This is a genomic window from Streptomyces sp. NPDC021115, from assembly GCF_044333065.1.
In the GTDB taxonomy this organism is placed as follows: Bacteria; Actinomycetota; Actinomycetes; order Streptomycetales; family Streptomycetaceae; genus Streptomyces.
Genome location: NZ_JBIRQF010000024.1, coordinates 96,739 through 120,945, shown reverse-complemented (window position 1 = coordinate 120,945; position 24,207 = coordinate 96,739). Strand labels below are relative to the sequence as shown.

Here is a 24,207-nt window from a genome sequence, read left to right as displayed (position 1 = left end):
GTACGCGTCTCACTGAGAGCCGTACGCGTCTCAGCCCGTGGTGCTGTACGTGGCCGTCGCCTGCTCGAAGTGGCGGTTCACCGTGCGGCGCTCGTCGGCGGGGCCGATCGCCAGCACCACGTGGTAGCGGCCGTCGATCAGCATCGCCAGATTGCGCGCGTACACGCTGCGGCCGCTGCTGTCCCGCCAGCTGAACTGGCCCTCCGCCATCGCCGTCTTCCCGACGTCGATCCGCTTCAGCCCCGAGGACGACGCCCACGCCGAGTCGCGGAAGGCGGCCAGTTCGGCCTCCCGGTTCTGCTGGTACGCCATCGGGTCGGTGCCGAACTCGGACACCTTGTCCCGCCCGGCCACGATCACCAGCTCGATGTCGCCGCCGATGTAGCGGACCTGGCCGCGCGCGTTCTCGCCGCGCCGGGTCCAGCCCTCGTGGACGGCGACGGAGAAGCCCTTGGGGTCGTTGCGGACGGCGAACCCCTTCGCGAGCCCGGCCGGGGCGGTGGACTGGGGCTTGTCGGAGCCCGAGCCGCCGTCGCCCTTGTCGCCCTCGTCCCCGTCGCCGGATGACGGCGACGCCGGGTCGTGGGCGCTGGTGGGCGCCGGACTTCCCGCGCCAGCCGACCCCGTACGGTCCCCCTGGCCGCCGGTGTCCTCGGTGCGCGGCATGAACATCATGGCGTACAGCACCGCCGCCGCCAGGCCCAGCAGTATCAGCAGGAGCAGCACCCGCCCCAGCCTGCGCGGCTTGCGGCCGGGGGCCCGCTCCCGGCGCGGGGGCGCGGCCGGTGCCGGTGCCGGACCCGGTTCGCGCGCGGCCTGCTTGGCCCGCTTGTGCCGCCCGTGCGCGGCCGCCGCCACCCGGTCCTGGCGGCCCCGGCCCTTGCGCACCAGCCAGCCGCGGCGGCGCACGATCGGCAGCCGTTTGGGGTCGGAGGCGCCACCCGGGCCGATCGACGGAACGGTGACCGTACTGCTGCCGATGTCCGGCTCGGGCGCCGACCTGATCAACGAGCGCAGCCAGCCGCGCAGCTCCTCGAAGCCGGGCCGCTCGGTGGGGTCCTGGCGCATCAGCGACTCGACGACGGGGCGCAGCGGACCGCACTCCTCCGCGTACGCGGGCGCCTCCGCGCACACCATCTGCACCAGCTCGGCGGCGTTCTCCTCCGGGTACGGGGCATGGCCCTGGACGGCGCGGAAGAGCAGCACGCCGAGCGCCCACAGGTCGGCGGCGGGGCCGACGGGCGGCGCCAGCCGCCAGTTCTCGTGTACGGGGCCGGCCTGCTCGGGCGCCCAGCGCTCGGTGACGGCGCCGACCACGACGATCCGCGCCTGCCGGGCCCGTTCGGCGGCGAGCGCGGTGGTGGGGCCGCGCGGCGGGCCGTCCTCCGCCTTGCCGCCGCCGCCCCAGGAACGGCCGCCGTCACCGTCGTGGGCGCCGCCGTGGTCGCCGTCGTCGCCGTTCGGCTGCCGGGGCACCGTGACGCCTTCCGGCGCCCGGGAAACGGAATCGGAAGCGGAATCGGAAGCGGGCCAGGGCGCGCCGCCGGTGAGCGGCCCCGGCTCCTGGGCGGGGTGGTGGGGCACTTCGGCGTGGGCCCGTGCGGCGGCCGCGCGGGCTCCGGCCGCGTACGCGGCGATGGCCCTGGCCCGCGCGGCGCGCGCGGCCGCGCCCGGCGCGTCGTCCGCGGCGCCCTGCGGGTCGTCTCCCGCGCCCTGTGCGGGGATGTGCCCGGACCCGTCGGCGGCCCATGCGGCCTCCGCTTCCGGCCCGTCCCAGGTGTCAGGCCCGGGCCCCGGGCCGTCGTCGCCCGCGGCACGCGGCGCGGGGAAGCCGCCCGCCGCGCCCTGGTCGCGATAGACCGGCCCCTGGTCGCGGTAGACCGGCCCCTGCGCACCGGGGCGCGGCTCCGGCCACCCTTCCGGAAGCTCGCCGCCGGGGCGCTGGTCGGGGCCTGCGCTCTCGTAGCCGTCCGGGAGCGCCGGGGTGGGCGCTCCGGTGGGCCCGCCGGTGAGCGGCGCCCCTGTGTATTCCTCCGCGTCCCCGTCCGGTGGCCCCGGCACCGGGTCGTAGCCGCACAGCGCCTCCTCCGCCGCACCCGCCGCCAGGCCCGTCAGCATCGCGCGGCCGTCCTCGCACAACAGCACCGTGCGGGCGGTGACGTTGCGGTGCGTCCAGCCGTGGGCGTGGAGCGCGCGGAGCGCCGTCAGCACGTCGTTGGCGACCTCGGCGGCGCGGTGCGGGGACAGGTTCCGCTCGGTGAGCAGCGCGGCGAGCGGGCGCCCGGCGACGAGTTCGCTGACGATCCACAGGGACCCGGCCTCCGCGAACACGTGGAAGACCTGGCCGAGCCTCGGGTGGTCGGGGATCTGCGCCGCGGCGGTCGCCGCCTCCAGGGCGCGCCGTACGGCGGGGTCGCCGCCGCCGGTGCCGGACGCACCGTTCAGCGCCCCGCCGGGGTGGGCGTCGTCACCGACGACCTCGGCGTCCACGACCTCCGGAAGCGGTATCTGCCGCAGGTGGACCTGCTGTCCGCTGTAGGTGTCGAAGGCGCGGGTCTCGGTGAACTCGTACGCGTCGGCGGGCGGCAGGGGCAGGCGATAGCGGCCGGCCAGCACCCGGCCCGCGTACTCGTCCACGACGCCTCCCCTGGCGCACGATCGGCGCGTTCAACGTCCCTTTATGCGATCAGCACAGCACCAAGCCGTCAATTGTGGTCGTTTTGGCGGGTTCATGCGACTGCGCACGGTCTACGGGCACTCACGATAATGGCCCGCGCGACGCTTCGCCGACAGGAGTGCTCAGTCCGTGATGTCGAAGGTTTTGAAGGCCGTGTCGCGGAGCGTCCGGCACTCCTTGTCGTCCCACTTGCTCGCCTCGCAAGTGATCATGATGGAGAAGCCGTGGCTGCTGTCCGCCTTGAAGCCGCGGTTGAGCACCCGGACGTGCTTGCCGTCCTGGTCACGCTCGAACTCCCAGTCCGCCACGCTCGGGTAGCCCCGCCAGGAGACCGTCTTGATGCCGAGGCTCTTGTACCCCGACATGCTGCTCCGCGCGGCGGCCTCGCCCTTGCGCCACTCGGCCGCCGCGTCGGGCTTCGGGGAGGAGGTGAAGTCGATCTGGATACGCGGGATGCTGGAGCCGCCGTAGTACTTTCGGCTGCCGCTGTAGCTCCCGCTGTGCACCGACCAGCCCTTGGGCATCGCCATGGTGAAGGGGAAGTCGGAGCTGTTGACGGTCTCGTAGCCGCTCGGCAGGGAGCCGCCCTTCCCCTTGTCGCCGCTGCCGCCGTCGTCCCCGCTGCCGTCCTTGCCCTTGCCCTTGCCGCCGTCGTCGTCCGCGTCGTCGCCCTTGGACGCGTCCGAGCTGGCCTGCTCCGTCGATCCGCCGGACGTCTTGCCGTCCGGGGCCTGGGTGTTCGCCTCGCCGGACGCACCGGCGTCCTTGCCGCTCTGCCGGTCGTCCGACGCTTCGGCGGAGGCCGACGCCTTGGCGTCGGACTTCCCCTTGGCGCTGTCGCCGTCGCCGCCGCCGTTGAAGACGATGGCGAGCACGGTGGCCACGATGACGACCACGACCACCGCGATGATGATCAGCGTCCGCTTGGACACCACATCGGTGATCGGCGCGCGGGGCGGCACCGAGGGGTACGCACCGGAGCCGCCCTCGGGCTTCCCCGAAGCGGAGGACGAAGCGGACGAAGAGGAAGCCGAAGCGGAACCCGCGGCGGACTTGCTCTCCTTGGAGCTCTCGTCCTTCTTCGCGTCCTGCCCGCCCTGCTGCGAAGCCGCCGCGGACTTCGCCGATGTCGCGGACCCGGCGGCCTTCTTCGACGCGTCCGGCTTCTTCGCCAGGTCGGCCTTCTGCTCGCCCTTGGCGTTCCGTACGGACTTCAGCGCACCCCGGGCGCGCTCGGCGACCGCCGCGGACTTGGCCTCCGCCGCCGCCTCGTCCTCCGCGGAGGGGGCGGGCGGCAGGGTCATGGTGCGGGTCGCGTCGGCGGGCGGGGTCTTGGACGCCTCAGGGGCGCTCAGGGCGTGCTCCAGCAGCGCCCGCGCCCCCGCGTCGTCGAGCCGCTGGTCGGGGTCCTTGATCAGCAGGCCGTAGATGACCTCTTCCAGCGGGCCCGCGTTCTTCGGCGGCTCGACCGGCTCGGTCATGACCGCGGTGAGGGTCGCTATGGCCGTGCTCTTGTCGTACGGCGGTACGCCCTCGACCGCCGCGTACAGCAGGCCGCCCAGCGACCACAGGTCGGACGGCGGGCCCGGCTTGTGGCCGCGGGCGCGCTCCGGGGAGATGTAGGAGGGCGCGCCGACGAGCATGCCGGTGGAGGTGACGGACGGGTCGCCCTCGACCTGGGCGATGCCGAAGTCGGTGAGGACGACGCGGCCGTCGTCCGAGATCAGCACGTTGGACGGCTTCACGTCGCGGTGCAGGATGCCCGCCTGGTGGGCGGCGCGCAGCACGTCGAGGACGGCGAGTCCGACCTCGGCGGCGCGCCGCGGGGTGAGCGGTCCGTCGTCCCGGACGACATCGGCGAGCGAGCGGCCCTCGATCAGCTCCATGACGATCCAGGGGCGGTCGTCCTCGTCGACCACGTCGTAGACGGTGACGGCGCCGTTGCTGCGGATCCGGGCGATCGCCTTCGCCTCGCGCAGCGTGCGGGTGATGAGCCGTCTCTTCTCGTCTTCCTCGACGCTGGACGGGAAGCGCAGCTCCTTGACCGCGACCGTACGGCCGAGGGTCTGGTCGCTCGCCCGCCAGACCGTGCCCATGCCGCCCGCACCGAGGATCTCCCCCAGCCGGTACCGCCCGGCGAGGAGGCGCCCAGTCGAACCCTGCGTCTTCTCAGCCTCCGACATGCGACCCCTCTGCAAATCAACCCACCCTGAACCCACCCTGGGAGAGCGTCCATTGTCTCTCATCCACGACCCCGGGGAAGCCCGGGGTCCGGGCGCTGGGCGGGCACGGTGCGGCGGCCGTACCGGCACCTGCGAACATCGGAGGGTCCGCAGGGAACGGAAAGGCCCGTGTCATGCCCATCTCCGCCATACGATGGCACAGGCGAGACCGTATGCCGACCGTCGTGGCGCTGGTCGCGGCCATGGCCGTGGTGCTGACGGGCTGTACGGCGGACGCGGAAGCGGGTACGGGCGCCCGGGCGGACGTGGGCGGCGGAGGCCGGAAGACCGCCGCGCCGCAGGAGCGCGGGGCCGTACGGACGGCCCTGCGGCGGCTGGTGACCGACGGTGAGGCGCCCGGGGCGGCGGCGCTCATCCGGGACGGCGGCGTGACCCGCTTCACCACGGCGGGGGTCGCGGACACCCGCAGCGGGCGGCGCATCCAGCGGGACGACCACTTCCGGGCGGGCAGCGTCACCAAGACCGTCATCGCCGCGCTGACGCTGCGCCTGATAGGCGAGGGGAGGCTCGCCCTCTCCGACACCGTCGAGCGACACCTGCCGGGGCTGGTCCGAGGCCATGGCAACAATGGCCGAAAAATCACCCTCCGCCAGCTCCTCACCCACACCAGCGGGCTCTTCGACTACACCGCCGACCCGGTGCTGTCGCGTCAGCTGAAGGCCACGGACGGCACGGACGGCAGGGACAGCGCCGGGGCGCACAGCCCCGCCTCCCTGATACGGGCCGCCCTCGCCCACCGCCCCGACTTCCCGCCCGGGACGAAGTGGCGCTACTCCAACACCAACTACGTCCTGCTGGGCATGATCGTCGAGCGGGTCACCGGACGCTCGTACGCCACCGAGGCCCGGCGCCGGGTCCTCGATCCGCTCGCGCTGCGCGACACCTCGTTCCCCGGCACCCGCACCACGCTCCCGGCCCCGCACGGCAACGCGTACGACTCCCGGGGCGGCGCCTGGCGCGACGTCACCGACCTCGACCCGTCCTCCGCCGGAGCGGCGGGCGAGATGATATCCACGCTGGACGATCTGTCCCGGCTGCTCCGCTCGCTGCTGCGCGGCAAGGCGATGCCGAAGTCCGAGCTGCGGCGCATGGAGGACACCTCGGCGTCCGGCGGCCGGTACGGGATGGGCCTGTTCCCCGTCGAGCTGCCGTGCGGGAGGGCGGTCTGGGGCCACAACGGCCAGGTCAACGGCTCGTACGCGCTGGCCGTTGCCACCCGCGACGGCCGCCACAGCTTCGTCTACCGCCTCAACAGCGCGGGGCCGCCGGACCCGGACGCCGAGACGGCCCTGCTCACGGCGGAGTTCTGCCCGGACCGGTGACCCCGCGCCGACAACGGCCACAGCGCGCGCAGCGGCTACAGCGGCACGATGTCCGGGGCGCCCAGCCGGGCCGCGTCCGCCGTCAGGTCGTCCGGCTGCCGCTGCGATTCGCGCTCCGCCTCCACCCGCTTCTCGTAGTGCTCGACCTCCTTGTCGATCTGCTCAGGACCCCAGCCCAGCACCGGCGCCATCAGCTCGGCCGTCTCGCGGGCGCCGCGGGTCCCGCGGTCGAAGGTCTCGATGGAGATGCGGGTGCGACGGGTGAGGACGTCGTCCAGGTGGCGGGCGCCCTCGTGGGAGGCGGCGTAGACGACCTCGGCGCGCAGATAGTCGTCGGCGGCGGCGAGCGGTTCGCCGAGCCGCGGATCGGCGGCGATCAGCTCCAGCACCTCCTCGGTGAGCGAGCCGTACCGGTTCAGCAGATGTTCGACGCGCGCGACGTGCAGCCCGGTGCGCTTGGCCATGCGCGCCCGCGCGTTCCACAGCGCGTTGTAGCCGACGGCCCCGGTCAGCGGCACCTCCTCGGTGACGCAGGGGCCGACCCGCCGGTCGAGGCCGTGCACCGCCTCGTCCACGGCGTCCTTGGCCATCACCCGGTACGTCGTGTACTTGCCGCCCGCGACCACCACCAGGCCCGGCACCGGATGGGCGACCGTGTGCTCGCGCGAGAGCTTGCTGGTCGCGTCCGACTCCCCGGCCAGCAGCGGGCGCAGGCCCGCGTAGACACCCTCGACGTCGTCGCGGGTCAGCGGCACCGCCAGGACCTCGTTGACGTGCTCCAGCAGATAGTCGATGTCGGCGCTGGAGGCGGCCGGATGCGCCTTGTCGAGGTCCCAGCCGGTGTCGGTGGTGCCGACGATCCAGTGCCGCCCCCACGGGATGACGAACAGCACGCTCTTCTCGGTGCGCAGGATCAGCCCGGTCGTGGAGTGGATGCGGTCCCGGGGGACGACGAGGTGGATGCCCTTGGACGCGCGGACGTGGAACTGGCCGCGCTCCCCGACCAGCGCCTGTGTCTCGTCCGTCCACACCCCGCTGGCGTTCACCACCTGGCGGGCCCGGACCTCGAACTCACCGCCCTGCTCCAGATCGTGCACCCGGGCGCCGACGACGCGCGCCCCCTCGCGCAGGAAGCCGACCACCCGGGCCCGGTTGGCGACGTGCGCGCCGTACCGGGCGGCGGTGCGGACCAGGGAGGTGACGAAGCGGGCGTCGTCCACCTGGGCGTCGTAGTACTGGAGCGCGCCGACCAGGGCGTCCTTGCGCAGGCAGGGGGCGACGCTCAGCGCGCGGGTGCGCGTCAGATGGCGGTGGACGGGCAGCCCGCGGCCGTGTCCGGAGGAGACCGACATCGCGTCGTAGAGCGCGACGCCCGCGCCCGCGTAGACCCGCTCCCAGCCGCGGTGCTTGAGCGGGTAGAGGAACGGGACGGGCTTGACCAGGTGCGGGGCGATCCGCTCCAGCAGCAGTCCGCGCTCCTTCAGCGCCTCTCTGACGAGGGCGAAGTCGAGCATCTCCAGATAGCGCAGGCCGCCGTGGACCAGCTTGCTGGAGCGGCTGGAGGTGCCGGAGGCCCAGTCCCTGGACTCGACGAGGCCGGTCTCCAGGCCGCGGGTCGCGGCGTCGAGCGCGGTGCCCGCGCCGACCACCCCGCCGCCCACGACCAGCACGTCCAGCTCACGGTCCGCCATCCGGGCCAGCGCCTCGCCGCGCTCGGCCGGTCCCAGTGCCGGTGTCTTCACCGCTGCCTCCCGTTGTGATCGACGTCACGACGCTGCCTGGTGATTTTCCTGGCTTTCCCTTCGCCGTGCCATGCCGTCAATACTGAATATGAGTCATATTTCCGCTTAGTCTGCCTTTGCGCCATCCGGAATCGCCTCGGGAAGGACGCTCGAAGTCATGCCCGCAGATCTCGCCGTCATCGGACTCGGCCCGTTCGGCCTCCCGCTCGCCCAGGCCGCCACCGCCGCCGGTATCCGTACGATCGGCTACGACCCGGACTCCCGGGCCGCCGACGAGCTGCGGGCCGGACGGCTGCCCACCGGCGCGGGCGACGGCTCGCTCACCGCCGCCGAGCTGCGCCGGATGATCTCCGGCGGCTTCAGGACCACCACCGACCCGGCCGAGCTGGGCCGGGTGCGCACCGCCGTCATCTGCTGCCCCACGCCGCTCGGCGACGACCGGCGGCTGGATCTGTCCGCGGTCGGCGAGGCGGCACGCGCGCTGGCGGGGTGGCTGCGCCCGCACACCACTGTTCTGCTGGAATCCACCGTGTACCCCGGCACCACCGAGGAATTCCTGCGTCCGCTGCTTGAGGAGGGGTCCGGGATGCGGGCCGGGCGCGACTTCCACCTCGCCTACTCCCCCGGCCGCCTCGACCCCGGCAACCGCGCCTACGGCTACGGCAACACCCCCAAGGTCATCGGCGGCCTCACCGCCGCCTGCACCGAGGCGGCCGCCGCGTTCTACGGCCGCCTCACCGAGAAGGTCGTCCGCGCCCGCGGGCCGCGCGAGGCCGAGACCGTGAAGGTCCTGGAGACCAACTACCGGCACGTCAACATCGCCCTGGTCAACGAGATGGCCGCGTTCTGCCACGACAACGGCGTCGACCTGTGGGACGTGGTGCGCTGCGCCGAGACCAAGCCGTTCGGCTTCCAGTCCTTCCGCCCGGGACCCGGCGTCGGCGGCCACGGCGCGCCGATCGAATGCGACGGGATGACGCGCCCGCAGCGCGGGCTCGGCCTCCCGCTGCGCATGGTCGAGCTGGCGCAGCAGGTCAACGGGCGGATGCCCGGCTATGTCACCCAGCGCTGTACGACGCTCCTCAACGAGCACGGCAAGTCGGCGCGCGGCGCCCACGTCCTGCTGCTCGGCGTCAGCTACAAACCGGACGTGGCGGACGAGGAGGGCTCCCCGGCGCGCGAGATCGCCGCCCGGCTGATGGAGCTGGGCGCCCAGCTGAGCTACCACGACCCGCACGTACCGGGCTGGCGGGTGCTCGGCCGCCCGGTGCCGCGCGCGGACGCCGTGTACGAGGCGGCGGCCGAGGCCGACCTGACGGTGCTGCTCCAGCACCACCGCACGTACGACCTCCAGGGCCTGGCGGTCAAGGCCCAGCTGCTCCTGGACACCCGCGGCGCCAGCCCGGCGGGCGTCGCCCACCGTCTGTAGCGCCCCGGGTCCGCGACGCGGCCGCGTCACCCGCCAGCACCCTCCCGCCGACGCGCGCTGCGCAGCCGCAGGGCCGCCGCCAGGGCGATCAGGGACAGGCCGCCCGCCACGAGCGCGACCGCGCCCGACGGCACCGAGCGCACGTCGGCGGTGAACGTCATCGGCGCTCCCCACGGGCGTCCGTCGGCGCGGGTGTAGAGCTGGGCGGTGAGCCGTACCGGACCGTTGGCGTGCGCCCTCAGCCGGACCCGTACCGTCCGGCTCACCGCCCGCGACGCGCGCACGGCCACGGCGCGGTCGACCGCGCGGGCCCGCTCCGGGCGGCTGGAGAGCACCCGCAGCTCGACGCCGGTGAGGTCCTGCTGGAGCCCGTTGGCGACGGTGACCGGGATGGTCGCGGAGCCCCCGGTGACCACCACCCGCGACTTGGGCACCAGCCGCACCGAGGCGATCGAGGCGGCCAGATAGCGGGCCACGCCCTCCTGATAGGCGCGCGCCCCGGCCGCGTCGCCGCGCCAGCCCGTCGACACCGACCGCGCCAGCGCCGCGCTCACCGACGCCACCGTTGCGCGCGCGTCGGACAGCACCATCGCCAGCGCGCGCAGCGCCCGCCGGTCCCTGGCGACCGCCGCAAGCCGCTCCGGCGGCAGCTCGGAGGCGTGCAGCCCGGCCGGGAGGCCGCCGTCCTCCCGCAACTCCCCCGCCTCCGGCTCCCGCAGGCTGACCTGGAACCGCGACGGTTCCAGCCAGCCCGCCTCCTGACCCGCGGCCAGCGCCGAGAGCAGCGCCCGCGCGACGCCGACCGGCATCCGGCGCGGCGGTACGAGGACCAGGTCGCGCGCCGCGTACGGCAGCTCCCGTACCGCCGTCAGGGTCTCGGCCAGCAGCCGCTGCCGCAGCGCGAGCCGGGCGGGCTCCCCGGCGGCGCCCGCGGCCGGGTGGCTGCGGAACAGCAGGGACGCGAGGGTCGCGTCGTACGTCAGCGCGGTGCTGCCGCCGTCGAGCGCGACCGCCCCGTCGTCCGTGGCACCCCCGGCGACGAGCGACGCGCCGTACGGGCCAGGACCCTCGCCGGAGGCGAGCACCGTGTCCAGGCCGAGCCGCCGCGCGGCTCCGGCGATCCCGGCGTCCAGCACCCCGGCCGCGGGCCAGGCGACCCCGTCGCGGGCGCGGACGCTCAAGCCCCGGTTCACCACGGCGGTGCCGGTGGCGGACGCGCGGCGCAGCAGCGGGGCCAGCGCCGGGTCGCCGCCGCGGGCGAGGGAGGCCAGGTCGGGGTCGGCGTACGGCAGGGCGATCACGTCCCGGCCGCGCACCGCCTTGCGCAGCGCGGCCAGCCATCCGGCGGCCGCCTTGCCGCCCTTGCCGGGACCGGCCTCCTGCGGATCGCTGCTGCCGGGGGTGCGGGCCACCCGGTAGCCGCGCGCCATGGCCTGCGCCTGGACGATCAGATCGGGGTCGACGGCCCAGGTCACCGGCTGGTCCGCGCCCAGTTCGACCAGCCGCCGCAGGCGCCCGCCGGGGCCGAAGGCGGCGGTCAGCGCGTCGTCGCGGAAGACCGGCAGCACGCGGTCGTCGCCGGTGCGGCGCGTCAGGGCCTCCATGTGCGGCACGTCGGTGAGGGGCCACAGGACGGTGGTGCGCATCCGCTCCAGGCCGGTGCCGTCGGGGTAGACGGGCAGCTGACCGCGGGTCAGGCCGAGTACGCGGCCGTCCGGGAGGGCCGCGGTCACGGTGAGCGGGTACGCGCCCGCGCCGTCGAGGCCGAGGGCGGAGACGGGCACGGTGAGGTCGAAGCGGCGGCGCCCGGTATGGGCGTCGAGCCGGGCGAGGCGGGCGGTGTGGTCGGTGACTTCGGTGCCGTCGGCGCGGGTCAGGGCGGTGCGCGCGGCGTGCTCGGCGAGCGCGCCGCGGGTGTCGACGGGCCCGGCGGCGCCGATGCGTACGCCGATGTGGGCGCCGGTGACGCGTCGCCGGGAGGTGTTGGTGACGGTGCCGCTGATCCTGACCTCGCCGTCGCGGCGGACCACGGAGGGGCTCAGCGACCGCAGTTCGACGGCGAGCGGGTACGGGCGCGCGGCGTTCACGCTTACGGCCGGGGCGGCGGGCGCGCGTACGGCCGGGGCGGCGGTGGCGGGCCCGCCGGGCAGGAGCAGCGCGACCGCCACGGCGATCGTCCACCCGTACGCCCGTGCTCCTGCCGTCACCTCGCCGCCGCACCTCCCGCCTGACGATCCGGCCCGGTCACCAGCCCACCACGCCGGCACCCGGGCCGCACGCCGGGCGGCCCGTTGGAGGGACGGCGGGGTCAGACCCGCACGGTGTCCGCGCGGCGCGGGCTGGCGTCCATCGCGGCCCGCAGCGAAGCGAAGTCCTCGACGCAGCGGCCGGTGCCGACGGCGACGCAGTCCAGCGGGTCGTCGGCGACCAGCACCGGGATGTCCAGCTCGCGGCCGAGCCGTACGTCCAGACCGCGCAGCAGCGCGCCGCCGCCGGTGAGCACGATGCCGCGGTCCATGATGTCGCCCGCCAGCTCCGGCGGGGTCTCGTCCAGCGTGGACCGGACGGCGGCGACGATGCTGTCCACCGGCTCGGCGAGCGCGTGCCGCACCTCGTCCGCGGTGAGTTCGAGGACCTTGGGCAGCCCGGTGGCCTGGTCGCGGCCGCGGATGGTGCAGCGGTCGGGCGGCAGCAGGGCCTGGGTGTCCTCGTTGTCACCGTTGTCGAGCACCTCGACGTTGCGCTCCACCTGCCGGACGGACATCGCGCGCGGCGCCGACCAGGAGCCGGTCGGGGAGGCGGACCCGATGGACACCTTGATCTCCTCGGCGGTCCGCTCGCCGATGGCCAGCGCGTACTGCTTCTTGACGTACGTGCTGATCGCGACGTCCATCGCATCGCCCGCCGTGCGCACCGAGCGCGCGGTGACGATGCCGCCCAGCGAGACGACGGCGACCTCCGTCGTGCCGCCGCCGATGTCGACGACCATCGAACCGGTGGGCTCGCCCACCGGCAGGCCCGCACCGATCGCCGCCGCGATCGGCTCCTCGACCAGATGCACCTGCCGCGCCCCGGCCTGGGTCGCGGCCTCCATCACCGCGCGCCGCTCGACACCGGTGATGCCGGACGGCACACAGACGACGACGCGGGGACGGGCCAGCCGCCTGGTGCCCATCACCTTCTTGATGAAGTACCGCAGCATGCGCTCGGCGACCTCAAAATCGGCGATGACCCCATCCCGGAGCGGTCGAACGGCGACAATGTTCGTCGGGGTCCGCCCCATGGTCTCCTTCGCCGCCGAACCCACCGACAGCACGTTGCCGTCGGCCGTGTTGACCGCCACGACCGACGGTTCGTTGAGCACGATGCCCTTGCCCCGCAGGTACACCAGCGTATTCGCGGTGCCGAGGTCGATGCCCATGTCTCGCCCAGTGAACGACTTGTTCTGCGCCATAAGTTGACATTATTGCTTATGCCGGATTCTGTCCTGCCGGCGCCGAGATTCGCATCCGGCACAACGAACCGGCCGTGACCCCGCCGCGGTCGGGGACGCCTGACGCGTCACCGCATAGCGGAGCAATGTCCTCCTTTACCGGGACACCATGTCTCCGTCTGGTCCCAGCCATGTCACGGAGCCCGGACGCGACTTGTCTGATTGTCATGCACTCCTGTTACTTTTATGGCTCGAATCGTTCGCGTTCCGGGCCGTTGCCGCGCCTCGGTCACGGCTGTCCCCGAACGCGAATCACCTTCATCCCCGGGGGATTTCATGAGCCAGAACTGGCAGCAGCCGCAGCAGCCAGGCGGTTACCCGCAGCAGCAGGGCGGTTACCCGCAGCAGCCCGCGCCGCCGCAGCCGGGCTACGGCTACCCGCAGGCGCAGCCCCAGCAGCCGCAGTTCGCCGGCGGTTTTCCGCCGCCCGCGCCGCAGGTGGGCCGCCAGGGCAACCCGCTCGCCGCGGTCGGCGCCGCCCTCGTGGCCGCTCTCGTCGGTGCGCTGGCGTACGCGTTCCTGCTGAGCGCGCTCGCGGACACCGACTCGAATCCGCCGGAGGTCACCAAGTTCGCGTACGCCGGTGTCGCGCTCGGCGCGCTCGTCGGCGCCACGGTCGCCAAGCTCGGCGGCCGCAACGTCGGGCTGTGGGTGGCCGGCGCGGTTCTGGCGCTCGCCGCCATCTTCCTCGGCGAGCTGTACGGCTACGCGATGATCATGAACGACGCGGCCACCAACTACGTGGACAAGATCGGTGGCGCCGCCGCGGCCTCCGCCAACATCCCGTCCGCGAACGAGATCTTCTTCGAGCACTTCAGCGACCTGTTCGACACCTGGAAGGAAGACGCCGACGCGATCACGTGGATCTTCATGATCCTCTCCCCGATCGCCGCCGCCGGTGCCGCCTTCCGGGTCAGCAACCGCTGACGCCGACACGGGCACAAGGGGAGGGCCCCGACCGCATCGCGGTCGGGGCCCTCCCCTTGTCTGCTGACTACGCTCAGCGCTTGTCGTTCGACGGGGCCACCGTCACCTCGACGCGCTGGAACTCCTTCAGCTCCGAGTAGCCGGTCGTCGCCATCGCCCGGCGCAGCGCGCCGAAGAAGTTCATCGAACCGTCCGGGGTGTGCGAGGGGCCGAGCAGGACCTCCTCGGTCGTGCCGACCACGCCCAGGTTCATGCGCTTGCCGCGCGGCACCTCGTCGTGCACGGCCTCCATGCCCCAGTGGTGGCCACGGCCCGGCGAGTCCGTGGCGCGGGCCAGCGGCGAGCCGATCATCACCGAGTCGGCGCCGCACGCGATCGCCTTCGGCAGATCGCCGCTCCAGCCGACCCCGCCGTCCGCGATCACATGCACATAGCGGCCACCGGACTCGTCCATGTAGTCCCGGCGGGCGGCGGCGACATCGGCCACCGCCGTGGCCATCGGCACCTGGATGCCCAGCACATTGCGGGTGGTGTGGGCGGCGCCGCCACCGAAGCCCACGAGCACCCCGGCCGCGCCGGTGCGCATCAGGTGCAGCGCCGCGGTGTACGTGGCGCAGCCGCCCACGATGACCGGGACGTCCAGCTCGTAGATGAACTGCTTGAGGTTCAGCGGCTCGGCCGCGCCCGAGACGTGCTCGGCCGAGACGGTGGTGCCCCGGATGACGAAGATGTCGACCCCGGCGTCCACCACGGCCTTGGAGAACTGGGCGGTGCGCTGCGGCGACAGGGCGGCGGCGGTGACCACGCCCGAGTCGCGCACCTCCTTCAGCCGCTGGCCGATCAGCTCTTCCTTGATCGGCTCGGCGTAGATCTCCTGGAGCCGCCGGGTCGCGGTGCGCTCGTCCAGCTCGGCGATCTCGGCCAGCAGCGGCTCGGGGTCCTCGTACCGGGTCCACAGCCCCTCGAGGTTGAGCACCCCGAGGCCGCCCAGCTCGCCGATGCGGATCGCGGTCTGCGGGGAGACCACGGAATCCATCGGGGCGGCCAGGAACGGCAGCTCGAAGCGGTAGGCGTCGATCTGCCAGGCGATCGAGACCTCCTTCGGGTCCCGGGTACGACGACTCGGCACGACGGCGATGTCGTCGAACGCGTACGCCCTGCGGCCGCGCTTGCCGCGCCCGATCTCGATCTCAGTCACGTGGGGTGCCTTTCGCTGGCTTGTTCTGCCGTACCAGTATCGCCATCCCCCGCGCGGAGCCCGTCGCGCGGGGGTCGCGCGCGTTAACGACCGGAGTAGTTCGGCGCCTCGGAGACCATCTGGACGTCATGCGGGTGGCTCTCCTTGAGGCCCGCGGAGGTGATCCGCACGAAGCGGCCCTTCACCTTCAGCTCCGCCACGGACGCCGAGCCGACATACCCCATGGAGGCGCGCAGGCCCCCGACCAGCTGGTGGGCGACCGAGGACAGCGGGCCGCGGTAGGGCACCTGGCCCTCGATGCCCTCGGGGACGAGCTTGTCCTCGGAGAGCACGTTGTCCTGGAAGTAGCGGTCCTTGGAGAACGAGCGGGCCTGGCCGCGGGTCTGCATCGCGCCCAGCGAGCCCATGCCCCGGTAGGACTTGAACTGCTTGCCGTTGATGAAGACCATCTCGCCCGGCGACTCCTCGCACCCGGCCAGCAGGCTGCCCAGCATCACCGTGTCCGCACCGGCGGCGATCGCCTTGGCGATGTCACCGGAGAACTGGAGGCCGCCGTCGCCGATCAGCGGCACATCGGCCGCGTGGCACGCGCGGGCCGCCTCGTAGATCGCGGTCACCTGGGGGACGCCGATGCCCGCGACCACCCGGGTGGTGCAGATGGAGCCCGGGCCGACACCGACCTTCACTCCGTCCACACCCGCGTCGATCAGCGCCTGGGCGCCGTCACGGGTGGCGACATTGCCGCCGACCACGTCGACGGAGACATTGGACTTGACCTTGGCGATCATGTCGAGGATGCCGCGGCTGTGCCCATGGGCGCTGTCGACCACCAGGAAGTCGGCCCCGGCCTCGACCAGCGCCTGCGCCCGGTCGAACGCCTCGTCGCCGACGCCGACGGCAGCTCCCACGACCAGCCGGCCCTCGTCGTCCTTCGCCGCGTTCGGGTACTGCTCGGCCTTCACGAAGTCCTTGACCGTGATCAGGCCCTTGAGCACGCCCGCGTCGTCGACCAGCGGCAGCTTCTCGATCTTGTGGCGGCGCAGCAGCTGCATCGCGTCGTCACCGGAGATCCCGACCTTGCCGGTGACCAGCGGCATCGGGGTCATGACCTCGCGGACCTGACGGCCCCGGTCCACCTCGAAGGCCATGTCCCGGTTGGTGACGATGCCCAGCAGCTTGCCCGCGGCGTCGGTGACCGGGACGCCGCTGATGCGGAACTTCGCGCACAGCGCGTCCGCCTCGTGGAGCGTGGCGTCCGGCCGGACCGTGATCGGGTCGGTGACCATGCCGGACTCGGACCGCTTGACCAGGTCGACCTGGTTCGCCTGGTCCTCGATGGACAGGTTCCGGTGCAGCACGCCCACACCGCCCTGGCGGGCCATGGCGATGGCCATCCGGGACTCGGTGACCTTGTCCATGGCGGCCGACAGCAGCGGCACGTTCACCCGCACGTTCCGGGAGACCCTGGACGAGGTGTCGACCGCGTTCGGCAGCACCTCGGAGGCGCCCGGCAGCAGCAGCACGTCGTCGTACGTCAGCCCGAGCATCGCGAACTTCTCAGGCACTCCGTCGACGTTGTCAGTCATGACACCCTTCCAAATGGTCTTGCCCCAGCGCGGACTCCCATGCTAACGGCCATCCCCGGTGTCACATTCCGCCCTGTGGACAACCGACGAATACCGCTGGTGATGCCGCCCGGAACGACCGATCGCGCTACTGTTCGGCCAGCGCGCGCAACCGGCTCAGCGCCCGGTGCTGTGCGACCCGCACCGCGCCCGGCGACATGCCGAGCATCTGCCCCGTCTCCTCCGCGGTAAGCCCGACGGCCACCCGCAGCAGCACCAGCTCGCGCTGGTTCTCCGGAAGGTTGGCGAGCAGCTTCTTGGCCCATTCCGCGTCGCTGCTCAGCAGTGCCCGCTCCTCGGGGCCCAGCGAATCGTCCGGCTGCTCCGGCATCTCGTCCGAGGGGAACGCCGTGGAACCGGGGTGGCGCATGGCCGCCCGCTGGAGATCGGCGACCTTGTGGGAGGCGATGGCCACGACGAACGCCTCGAAGGGCTTGCCGGTGTCGCGGTAGCGCGGCAGCGCGCACAGCACCGCGAGGCAGACCTCCTGTGCCAGGTCGTCCACGAAATGACGGGCGTCACCCGGCAGTCGGGACAGCCTGGTGCGGCAGTAGCGCAGGGCCAGCGGATGAACATGGGCCAGCAGGTCGTGAGTGGCCTGCTCATCGCCCTCGACCGCGCGCCCGACGAGGGCGCCGATCGCCCCCGGCGTCCCCGGGCTACCGCCCTTGGGGGGCCCTTGACTCTCGTCGTCGCGCATTCGTCCATGGTGCCTTGGGCCCGGCGGGTCCGTGGCATCGCGTCCATAGTTGTGCGTAGAAGCGTTATGAGTAGGTGCGCCGGTAGTCGTCACGTCCTGCGCTCTCCCCTCACGCCCGACAGACTCGTCCCCGAGGAACTCCACGCCTTCAAGGATGCGGCATCGCGCGGGGAACCGGTACAAGCCGCCGTCACACCCGGTGCCGCGCACGCTCTCGCCCCGCCCGCCACCCGGCGGGCGGGGACCTTGGCGCCCCCGCTGCGCAGCATGTTCTTATGCCGATGGGAGACCGGCCCGGCTAGCGGACCAGGCCCCAGCGGAATCCGAGGGCCACCGCATGGGCCCGGTCGGACGCGCCGAGCTTCTTGAACAGCCGGCGGGCGTGGGTCTTGACCGTGTCCTCGGAGAGGAACAGCTCACGGCCGATCTCCGCGTTGGACCGGCCGTGGCTCATGCCCTCCAGCACCTGGATCTCGCGCGCCGTGAGCGTGGGCGCGGCGCCCATCTCGGCGGAGCGCAGCCGCCGCGGGGCCAGCCGCCAGGTCGGGTCGGCGAGGGCCTGCGTCACGGTCGCGCGCAGCTCGGCGCGCGAGGCGTCCTTGTGCAGATAGCCGCGGGCGCCCGCGGCCACGGCCAGCGCGACCCCGTCGAGGTCCTCGGCGACCGTGAGCATGATGATCCGGGCGCCGGGGTCGGCGGAGAGCAGCCGCCGCACGGTCTCGACTCCGCCGAGGCCGGGCATGCGCACGTCCATCAGAATCAGATCCGAGCGGTCGGCGCCCCAGCGGCGGAGGACTTCCTCGCCGTTGGCCGCCGTCGTCACCCGCTCGACGCCGGGCACTGTCGCCACCGCGCGGCGCAGCGCTTCTCGGGCGAGCGGGGAGTCGTCGCAGACGAGGACGGATGTCATGGCCGCCCTCCGCAGCTGATGCGCGTCACCTTGAGCCTCCAGGCTGGTACATATCGTCACCTGAGCGATTGACAGCCCCGGATATGTGTCCGAGAGCTTTACCCATCAACCGCCTCCGCACTCTCAACGACGGTCACCCGAAAGAGTTACGGGGTTCGGCGGCCACCTTCGACACTCTACGTGAGCCCTCGGACACGGAGGCGCTTCCCCGCGCAGGTCGCGCCCTGTCACGTCTCCCCCAAAGGTCATCCCCTTCGGTGGCATTTGGCGACCTTGCTTCCAATTTGCCGGTCTGTGTGGCTAGATTCGCAATGAGTCATATTTACATCTACTTACACAGTAGGTGTACGACCCGGGACACAGCGTCCGCATTCGATCGCTTCGAGGAGACAAGGCAATGGCAGATTTCTCCCGTCTTCCCGGTCCGAACGCCGATCTGTGGGACTGGCAGCTCCTGGCGGCGTGCCGCGGTGTCGACAGCTCGCTCTTCTTCCACCCGGAAGGTGAGCGCGGCGCGGCCCGCAGCGCGCGCGAGATGTCGGCGAAAGAGGTGTGCATGCGCTGCCCGGTACGGGCGCAGTGCGCGGCTCACGCCCTGGCCGTGCGCGAGCCGTACGGGGTGTGGGGCGGACTGACCGAGGACGAGCGCGAGGAGCTGATGGGGCGGGCCCGTCATCGTACGGTCGCCTCCTCGGGAGCCCCGGGGTCCTGACCTGGGCCTCAGCGTTCCCATCTTCTGAAGAAACGTTCCCCCACCCGTCCCCGCACCACCACCGCCGACCGTGCCCCCGGCCCCATGGGCCCGCGGACGATCGGCGGGATTTCGCGCGTCAGCGCCGCGCCGCCCGCGCCGCCTGCTCCAGCCGGTCCAGGGTCGCCGCCACCGCGGGCACCCGCGCCAGGTCCGGCAGCGTCAGCGCCACCACCTCGCGCCGCACCGCGGGCGTGACCTCCAGCGTCGCCGTCCCCTTCGCGGTCACGCACTCCAGCGCCAGCTCCGGCAGCACCGCGACCCCGAGCCCGGCCCCGACCAGCCCGACCACCGCCGGGTAGTCGTCCGTCGCGAAGTCGATCCGCGGCGTGAAGCCCTCCGCCTCGCACACCTCCACCAGGTGGCGACGGCACCGCGGGCAGCCCGCGATCCACGGCTCCTCTGCCAGCTCCCCGATCCCCACCGTCCCGGCCCCGGCCAGCCGGTGGTCGTGCGGGACCATGACCACCAGCCGGTCCCGCAGCAGCGGCCGCACCACCAGGTCGTCCCAGCCCGCCGCCGGATCCGCCTCCGGCCCGGCCTGCGGATACCGGAAGGCGACCGCGATCTCGCAGTCGCCCCCGCGCAGCATCTCCACCGAACGCGGCGGCTCGGCCTCCACCAGGGAGACCCTGGTCCCCGGGTGGGCGGCGCGCATCCCGGCCAGCGCGGTCGGCACCAGCGTCGAGCTGCCGCTGGGGAACGACACCAGCCGCACCCGCCCGGCCCGCAGCCCGGCGAGCGCCGCGACCTCCTCCTCGGCGGCGGTCAGCCCGGCCAGGATGCCCGCCGCGTGCCGTACGAGGGCCTCGCCCGCCTCGGTCAGCCGCATCTCCCGCCCGGTACGGATCAGCAGCGGCGTCCCCGTGGACTGCTCCAGGGCCTTCATCTGCTGGCTGACGGCGGGCTGGGTGCAGCCCAGGTCGCGGGCGGCGGCGGAGAAGGAGCCGGTGGCGGCCACCGCGCGCAGCACCCTCAGATGACGAGCCTCGATCATGCCCCGAGCATAAGGGGCACTTGGGTGCGGACCGGAATATCGCGCCAAGGCTTTGACGGGGTACCGGGCGGGAGGGCCGCGGCGCCCGGGCGCGGAGTGATCGCCCGGCCGATAACGTGCGCGTATGACGACTGCATTGATCACCGGAACCACGGCGGGCATCGGTTCCGCCTTCGCGAGCAGGCTCGCGGCGAACGGGCACAACCTGGTGCTGGTGTCCCGCGACGAGAAGCGGCTCCGGGACCAGGCCGCCGACCTCCACGACCGGCACGGGGTCGAGGCGGAGGTCCTGCGCGCCGACCTGTCCGAGGACGCCGGTATCGCCGCGGTCGAGAAGCGCTTGGAGGACCGTACGCATCCGGTCGATCTGCTCGTCAACAACGCCGGTTTCGGCAACAGCGCCCCCTATCTGGAGGCACCGCTCACCGATGAGCTGCGGATGCTGAAGCTGCACTGCGAGGCGGTGCTGCGGCTGACCAGCGCCGCCGCCAAGACGATGCGGGCGCGGGGCCGCGGCGGGGTGATCAACGTGGCCTCGGTGGCCGCGTTCTTCCCTCGCGGGACGTACGGGGCGAGCAAGGCGTGGGTCGTGCAGTTCACGCAGGGCGCGGCGAAGGACCTGGCGCGGTCGGGGGTGCGGCTGATGGCGCTGTGCCCGGGGCTGGTGCGCACGGAGTTCCACTCCCGGGCGGGGATCACGCCGGACAAGGCGCCGGACTGGATGTGGCTGGACGCGGACCGGCTGGTCGCGGCGGCGCTCAAGGACTTCTCGCGCGGCAAGTCGCTGTCGATTCCGGACCCGCGGTACAAGGCGCTGGCGGGCCTGTCGAAGCTGGTGCCGCGGGCGGCGATGGCGGGCGTCTCCGCCAAGGTGGGCCGCACCCCGGCCAAGGGCTGACCCCCGTCGCGCGACCCCGCGACGCGCGAAGGCGCGGCCGCCCCGTGCGGGGCGGCCGCGCCTTCGCGTTGGCGCTCGGGCTTCGCGTCAGTGCGCGTGGCCGTGGCCGTGGCCACCGGCCTCGGCCTCTTCCTCGGCCGGCTTCTCGACCACCAGGGTCTCGGTGGTGAGCAGCAGGGAGGCGATGGACGCGGCGTTCTCCAGCGCGGAGCGGGTGACCTTGACCGGGTCGATGACGCCGGCCTTCACCAGGTCGCCGTACTCCTCGGTCGCGGCGTTGTAGCCGTGGCCCTTCTCCAGCTCGGCGACCTTCGAGGTGATGACGTAGCCCTCGAGGCCCGCGTTCTCCGCGATCCAGCGCAGCGGCTCGACGACGGCGCGGCGGACGACGGCGACACCGGTGGCCTCGTCGCCCTCCTTGCCCAGGCCGCCTTCCAGCACCTTGGCGGCGTGGACCAGAGCGGAGCCACCACCGGAGACGATGCCCTCCTCGACCGCGGCGCGGGTCGCGGAGATGGCGTCCTCCAGACGGTGCTTCTTCTCCTTGAGCTCGACCTCGGTGGCCGCGCCCACGCGGATCACGCACACGCCACCGGCCAGCTTCGCGAGGCGCTCCTGGAGCTTCTCGCGGTCCCAGTCGGAGTCCGTGGACTCGATCTCGGCCTTGATCTGGGCGATGCGACCGGCGACGTCGTCGGAGTTGCCGCCACCGTCGACGATGGTGGTGTCGTCCTTGGTGACGGTCACGCGGCGGGCGGTGCCCAGCACGTCCAGACCGGCCTGGTCGAGCTTGAGGCCGACCTCCTCGGCGATGACGGTGGCGCCGGTGAGGGTCGCGATGTCGCCGAGCATGGCCTTGCGGCGGTCACCGAAGCCGGGGGCCTTCACGGCGACGGCGTTGAAGGTGCCGCGGATCTTGTTGACGACGAGGGTGGACAGGGCCTCGCCCTCCACGTCCTCGGCGATGATCAGCAGCGGCTTGCTGGCGCCGGCCTGGATGACCTTCTCCAGCAGCGGCAGCAGGTCCTGGATCGAGCCGATCTTGCCCTGGTGGATCAGGATGTACGGGTCGTCGAGGACGGCCTCCATACGCTCCTGGTCGGTCACCATGTACGGCGAGAGGTAGCCCTTGTCGAAGGACATGCCCTCGGTGAAGTCCAGCTCCAGACCGAAGGTGTTGGACTCCTCGACGGTGATGACACCGTCCTTGCCGACCTTGTCCATCGCCTCGGCGATCAGCTCGCCGACCTGCTTGTCCTGGGCGGACAGCCCGGCCACGGCGGCGATGTCGGACTTGGAGTCGATCGGGCTGGCGGTGGCCAGCAGGTCCTCGGAGACGGCCTTGACGGCGGCGTCGATGCCCTTCTTCAGGGCGGCCGGGGAGGCACCGGCGGCCACGTTGCGCAGGCCCTCGCGGACCAGCGCCTGGGCCAGCACGGTGGCGGTGGTGGTGCCGTCACCCGCGATGTCGTTGGTCTTGGTCGCCACCTCCTTGACGAGCTGGGCGCCAAGGTTCTCGTACGGGTCCTCGACCTCGACCTCGCGGGCGATCGTGACACCGTCGTTGGTGATGGTCGGCGCACCGAACTTCTTGTCGATGACGACGTTGCGGCCGCGGGGGCCGATCGTCACCTTCACGGTGTCCGCAAGCTTGTTGACGCCACGCTCAAGGGCGCGACGGGCGTCCTCGTCGAACTTCAGGATCTTCGCCATGGTTGCGTATGTCCTCTCAAACGAACCGCGCCCCGACCCCGGGTATCTGTGACACGGGCACCGGGGCGCGGCTCAAAGCAAAACTTCGGTGATTACTTCTCGACGATCGCGAGAACGTCGCGAGCCGAGAGGACGAGGTACTCCTCGCCGCTGTACTTCACCTCGGTGCCGCCGTACTTGCTGTAGAGCACGACGTCGCCGACGGAGACGTCGAGCGGAAGCCGCTTGCCGTCCTCGAAACGGCCCGGGCCGACGGCCAGGACGACGCCCTCCTGGGGCTTCTCCTTGGCGGTGTCCGGGATGACCAGGCCAGAGGCCGTGGTCTGCTCGGCCTCGACGGCCTGGACCACGATGCGGTCCTCAAGCGGCTTGATGGCAACCTTGGAGCTGGCGGTCGTCACGATCCGACCTCCCCCTTCGGAGATCTCACGGGGTTAACTGTCTGAGGTGGCGACCAGGTGGATCCGTCGTCGCGGGTGCCGGACCTGCCCGTCGCTGTGTGGCTGGCACTCCGCAGTGCCGAGTGCCAGCCCTGACATTATGACGCGGTTAGCACTCCGTCAACCAGAGTGCCAAGCGAGGCGGCGGCGGACCCGCGGAGTCGTCCGGACGTCCGGCGCTCAGATGTAGTCCTCCAGCCGCGCGACCGTGAATCCCTGGGCCTGGATCTCCCGCAGCAGCTCGGTGATCATGTCGGTCATGGAGTGCCCGTTCAGCTGCTCGGGGCCGCGGAAGTGGGCGAGGATGATGTCGCCGGGCCGCAGCCCGCTGCCGGAGCGGTACGCGAGCCCCTTGGGCTCCATCTCGGCGCGCCACAACACCGCCTTGGTCAGCCCGCACTCGGCCGCCGCGCGCAGCGTGTTCCGGTCGTAGTCACCGTACGGCGGGCGGAAGAGGCTGGGTTCGAGACCGAGGCGTTCGTGGAGGACGTCCTGCTGACCGCAGATCTCGTGGAGCTGGGTCTCGTAGTCCTTGCCCGCCAGGCTGGGGTGGGTGAGCGTGTGGTTGCCGATCCGGTTGCCGAGTTCGCGCAGCGCGCGGAAGTAGTCGTAGTGGTCGCCGATCACCTCGTCCTCCAGGAACTGGGTGAACGGCAGCCCGAGGTCCCGGGCCTGGTCGATGAAGGCGGGGTCCTTCTCGATCCCGTCGTCGAGCGTCAGGAAGACCACCCGATCGGTGGTGTCCACTCGGCGGACGACCGTCGCCAGACCGGGCGACGGCGGCCACACCGGCGCGAGCGCCGGCTTGGCGGCGGGCGGGGGCGGCGGGTCCAGCGGGCGGTCGAGCCCCCAGCGGCGGTAGCCGTCCGGCGGCGGATGCGGACCTTCCCCGCGCCCGCTCCCGGACCGTGGCGCGCCGGGGGCCCGGGACTCGGAGTACGGGGAGGGCGAGGCCGACCGCGCGAGCCCCGCCTTGTCCCTCCTGAGGTGGGGAGCCGGGCTCCCGCACCCGGCGAGCAGTGCCGCCGCGGCGGCGAGAACCAGACACCCGGAAACACCAGCCTTGACCGTGATCATAAAAGTGATCTTCGGCTCCACGGCGCGGGTCCGCGCGTCGGAGGGGTGCGAATGCCCTCCCCGGA

At 72.6% G+C, this 24,207-nt stretch carries 18 protein-coding genes; 5 read left to right on the top strand and 13 right to left on the bottom strand.

The features are described from left to right. Positions 1-30 precede the first annotated feature (30 nt). Entirely contained in the window at positions 31-2,637 is a 2,607-nt protein-coding gene (locus ACH4TL_RS41040; protein WP_398330386.1) for a protein kinase, read from the bottom strand. A 162-nt stretch (positions 2,638-2,799) separates the two neighbouring features. Further along, positions 2,800-4,860 carry a serine/threonine-protein kinase gene (locus ACH4TL_RS41035; protein WP_398330383.1) on the bottom strand — a complete coding sequence of 687 codons (2,061 nt, stop codon included), beginning with the start codon at positions 4,858-4,860 and terminating at the stop codon, positions 2,800-2,802. A 212-nt stretch (positions 4,861-5,072) separates the two neighbouring features. Between ACH4TL_RS41035 and ACH4TL_RS41030 the strand changes: the two genes are divergently transcribed. Continuing rightward, complete coding sequence (locus tag ACH4TL_RS41030; protein ID WP_398330381.1) at positions 5,073-6,242, top strand: serine hydrolase domain-containing protein; 1,170 nt, start codon at positions 5,073-5,075, stop codon at positions 6,240-6,242. A 35-nt stretch (positions 6,243-6,277) separates the two neighbouring features. Here the strand turns inward: ACH4TL_RS41030 and ACH4TL_RS41025 are convergent, their stop codons facing one another. Then, complete coding sequence (locus tag ACH4TL_RS41025) at positions 6,278-7,984, bottom strand: glycerol-3-phosphate dehydrogenase/oxidase (RefSeq protein ID WP_398330378.1); 1,707 nt, start codon at positions 7,982-7,984, stop codon at positions 6,278-6,280. 157 nt (positions 7,985-8,141) lie between these two features. Between ACH4TL_RS41025 and ACH4TL_RS41020 the strand changes: the two genes are divergently transcribed. Beyond that, positions 8,142-9,413 (top strand): nucleotide sugar dehydrogenase, encoded by a 1,272-nt coding sequence (locus ACH4TL_RS41020; RefSeq protein WP_398330375.1) that lies wholly within the window; start codon positions 8,142-8,144, stop codon positions 9,411-9,413. A 26-nt stretch (positions 9,414-9,439) separates the two neighbouring features. Here ACH4TL_RS41020 and ACH4TL_RS41015 read toward each other — a convergent pair whose 3' ends face one another. Then, a complete protein-coding gene (locus ACH4TL_RS41015; protein ID WP_398330372.1) occupies positions 9,440-11,620 on the bottom strand; it encodes a DUF6049 family protein in 2,181 nt (726 codons plus the stop codon). A 101-nt stretch (positions 11,621-11,721) separates the two neighbouring features. After that, positions 11,722-12,867, bottom strand: coding sequence for a rod shape-determining protein (locus tag ACH4TL_RS41010; protein WP_398330369.1), 1,146 nt, complete (start codon positions 12,865-12,867; stop codon positions 11,722-11,724). Positions 12,868-13,182: 315 nt separating this feature from the next. Between ACH4TL_RS41010 and ACH4TL_RS41005 the strand changes: the two genes are divergently transcribed. Then, positions 13,183-13,833, top strand: coding sequence for a hypothetical protein (locus ACH4TL_RS41005; protein ID WP_398330366.1), 651 nt, complete (start codon positions 13,183-13,185; stop codon positions 13,831-13,833). Positions 13,834-13,906: 73 nt separating this feature from the next. On the opposite strand, the gene ACH4TL_RS41000 is transcribed toward ACH4TL_RS41005, so the two are convergent. From ACH4TL_RS41000 to ACH4TL_RS40985, 4 genes are all read right to left on the bottom strand, one after another. Further along, the gene (locus tag ACH4TL_RS41000; RefSeq protein WP_063736842.1) at positions 13,907-15,031 is read right to left on the bottom strand and encodes a GuaB3 family IMP dehydrogenase-related protein; all 1,125 of its coding nucleotides are present in this window, start codon (positions 15,029-15,031) and stop codon (positions 13,907-13,909) included. Between the two features lie 83 nt (positions 15,032-15,114). Beyond that, positions 15,115-16,617, bottom strand: coding sequence for an IMP dehydrogenase (gene guaB, locus ACH4TL_RS40995; RefSeq protein WP_398330363.1), 1,503 nt, complete (start codon positions 16,615-16,617; stop codon positions 15,115-15,117). Between the two features lie 127 nt (positions 16,618-16,744). Beyond that, positions 16,745-17,356 carry a sigma-70 family RNA polymerase sigma factor gene (locus ACH4TL_RS40990; RefSeq protein ID WP_398330360.1) on the bottom strand — a complete coding sequence of 204 codons (612 nt, stop codon included), beginning with the start codon at positions 17,354-17,356 and terminating at the stop codon, positions 16,745-16,747. A gap of 298 nt (positions 17,357-17,654) precedes the next feature. Then, entirely contained in the window at positions 17,655-18,266 is a 612-nt protein-coding gene (locus ACH4TL_RS40985) for a response regulator transcription factor (protein WP_003948568.1), read from the bottom strand. Positions 18,267-18,663: 397 nt separating this feature from the next. On the opposite strand from ACH4TL_RS40985, the gene ACH4TL_RS40980 reads away from it, so the two are divergent. Continuing rightward, complete coding sequence (locus ACH4TL_RS40980) at positions 18,664-18,978, top strand: WhiB family transcriptional regulator (protein ID WP_055557379.1); 315 nt, start codon at positions 18,664-18,666, stop codon at positions 18,976-18,978. A 118-nt stretch (positions 18,979-19,096) separates the two neighbouring features. Here ACH4TL_RS40980 and ACH4TL_RS40975 read toward each other — a convergent pair whose 3' ends face one another. After that, positions 19,097-20,014 (bottom strand): LysR family transcriptional regulator, encoded by a 918-nt coding sequence (locus tag ACH4TL_RS40975; protein WP_398330356.1) that lies wholly within the window; start codon positions 20,012-20,014, stop codon positions 19,097-19,099. A 124-nt stretch (positions 20,015-20,138) separates the two neighbouring features. Here ACH4TL_RS40975 and ACH4TL_RS40970 point away from each other — a divergent pair, with 124 nt between their 5' ends. Beyond that, the gene (locus ACH4TL_RS40970) at positions 20,139-20,912 is read left to right on the top strand and encodes an SDR family NAD(P)-dependent oxidoreductase (RefSeq protein WP_398330353.1); all 774 of its coding nucleotides are present in this window, start codon (positions 20,139-20,141) and stop codon (positions 20,910-20,912) included. Positions 20,913-20,999: 87 nt separating this feature from the next. Here ACH4TL_RS40970 and groL read toward each other — a convergent pair whose 3' ends face one another. From groL to ACH4TL_RS40955, 3 genes are all read right to left on the bottom strand, one after another. Continuing rightward, positions 21,000-22,625 carry a chaperonin GroEL gene (groL, locus tag ACH4TL_RS40965; RefSeq protein WP_398330350.1) on the bottom strand — a complete coding sequence of 542 codons (1,626 nt, stop codon included), beginning with the start codon at positions 22,623-22,625 and terminating at the stop codon, positions 21,000-21,002. Between the two features lie 92 nt (positions 22,626-22,717). Further along, positions 22,718-23,026, bottom strand: coding sequence for a co-chaperone GroES (gene groES, locus ACH4TL_RS40960; RefSeq protein WP_009715799.1), 309 nt, complete (start codon positions 23,024-23,026; stop codon positions 22,718-22,720). 219 nt (positions 23,027-23,245) lie between these two features. After that, positions 23,246-24,142, bottom strand: a complete 897-nt coding sequence (locus ACH4TL_RS40955) for a polysaccharide deacetylase family protein (RefSeq protein WP_398330347.1) — start codon at positions 24,140-24,142, stop codon at positions 23,246-23,248. Positions 24,143-24,207 lie beyond the last annotated feature (65 nt).

Excerpts from the sequence above, each read along its gene's own strand:
- ACH4TL_RS41030 (WP_398330381.1), top strand. The coding sequence starts at position 5,073 with ATGCCGACCGTCGTGGCGCTGGTCGCGGCCATGGCCGTGGTGCTGACG.
- ACH4TL_RS41010 (WP_398330369.1), bottom strand. The coding sequence starts at position 12,867 with ATGGCGCAGAACAAGTCGTTCACTGGGCGAGACATGGGCATCGACCTC.
- ACH4TL_RS40975 (WP_398330356.1), bottom strand. The coding sequence starts at position 20,014 with ATGATCGAGGCTCGTCATCTGAGGGTGCTGCGCGCGGTGGCCGCCACC.
- ACH4TL_RS40990 (WP_398330360.1), bottom strand. The coding sequence starts at position 17,356 with ATGCGCGACGACGAGAGTCAAGGGCCCCCCAAGGGCGGTAGCCCGGGG.
- ACH4TL_RS40970 (WP_398330353.1), top strand. The coding sequence starts at position 20,139 with ATGACGACTGCATTGATCACCGGAACCACGGCGGGCATCGGTTCCGCC.
- ACH4TL_RS41005 (WP_398330366.1), top strand. The coding sequence starts at position 13,183 with ATGAGCCAGAACTGGCAGCAGCCGCAGCAGCCAGGCGGTTACCCGCAG.
- ACH4TL_RS40985 (WP_003948568.1), bottom strand. The coding sequence starts at position 18,266 with ATGACATCCGTCCTCGTCTGCGACGACTCCCCGCTCGCCCGAGAAGCG.
- ACH4TL_RS40980 (WP_055557379.1), top strand. The coding sequence starts at position 18,664 with ATGGCAGATTTCTCCCGTCTTCCCGGTCCGAACGCCGATCTGTGGGAC.
- groL (WP_398330350.1), bottom strand. The coding sequence starts at position 22,625 with ATGGCGAAGATCCTGAAGTTCGACGAGGACGCCCGTCGCGCCCTTGAG.
- ACH4TL_RS40955 (WP_398330347.1), bottom strand. The coding sequence starts at position 24,142 with ATGATCACGGTCAAGGCTGGTGTTTCCGGGTGTCTGGTTCTCGCCGCC.
- guaB (WP_398330363.1), bottom strand. The coding sequence starts at position 16,617 with ATGACTGACAACGTCGACGGAGTGCCTGAGAAGTTCGCGATGCTCGGG.
- ACH4TL_RS41020 (WP_398330375.1), top strand. The coding sequence starts at position 8,142 with ATGCCCGCAGATCTCGCCGTCATCGGACTCGGCCCGTTCGGCCTCCCG.
- ACH4TL_RS41035 (WP_398330383.1), bottom strand. The coding sequence starts at position 4,860 with ATGTCGGAGGCTGAGAAGACGCAGGGTTCGACTGGGCGCCTCCTCGCC.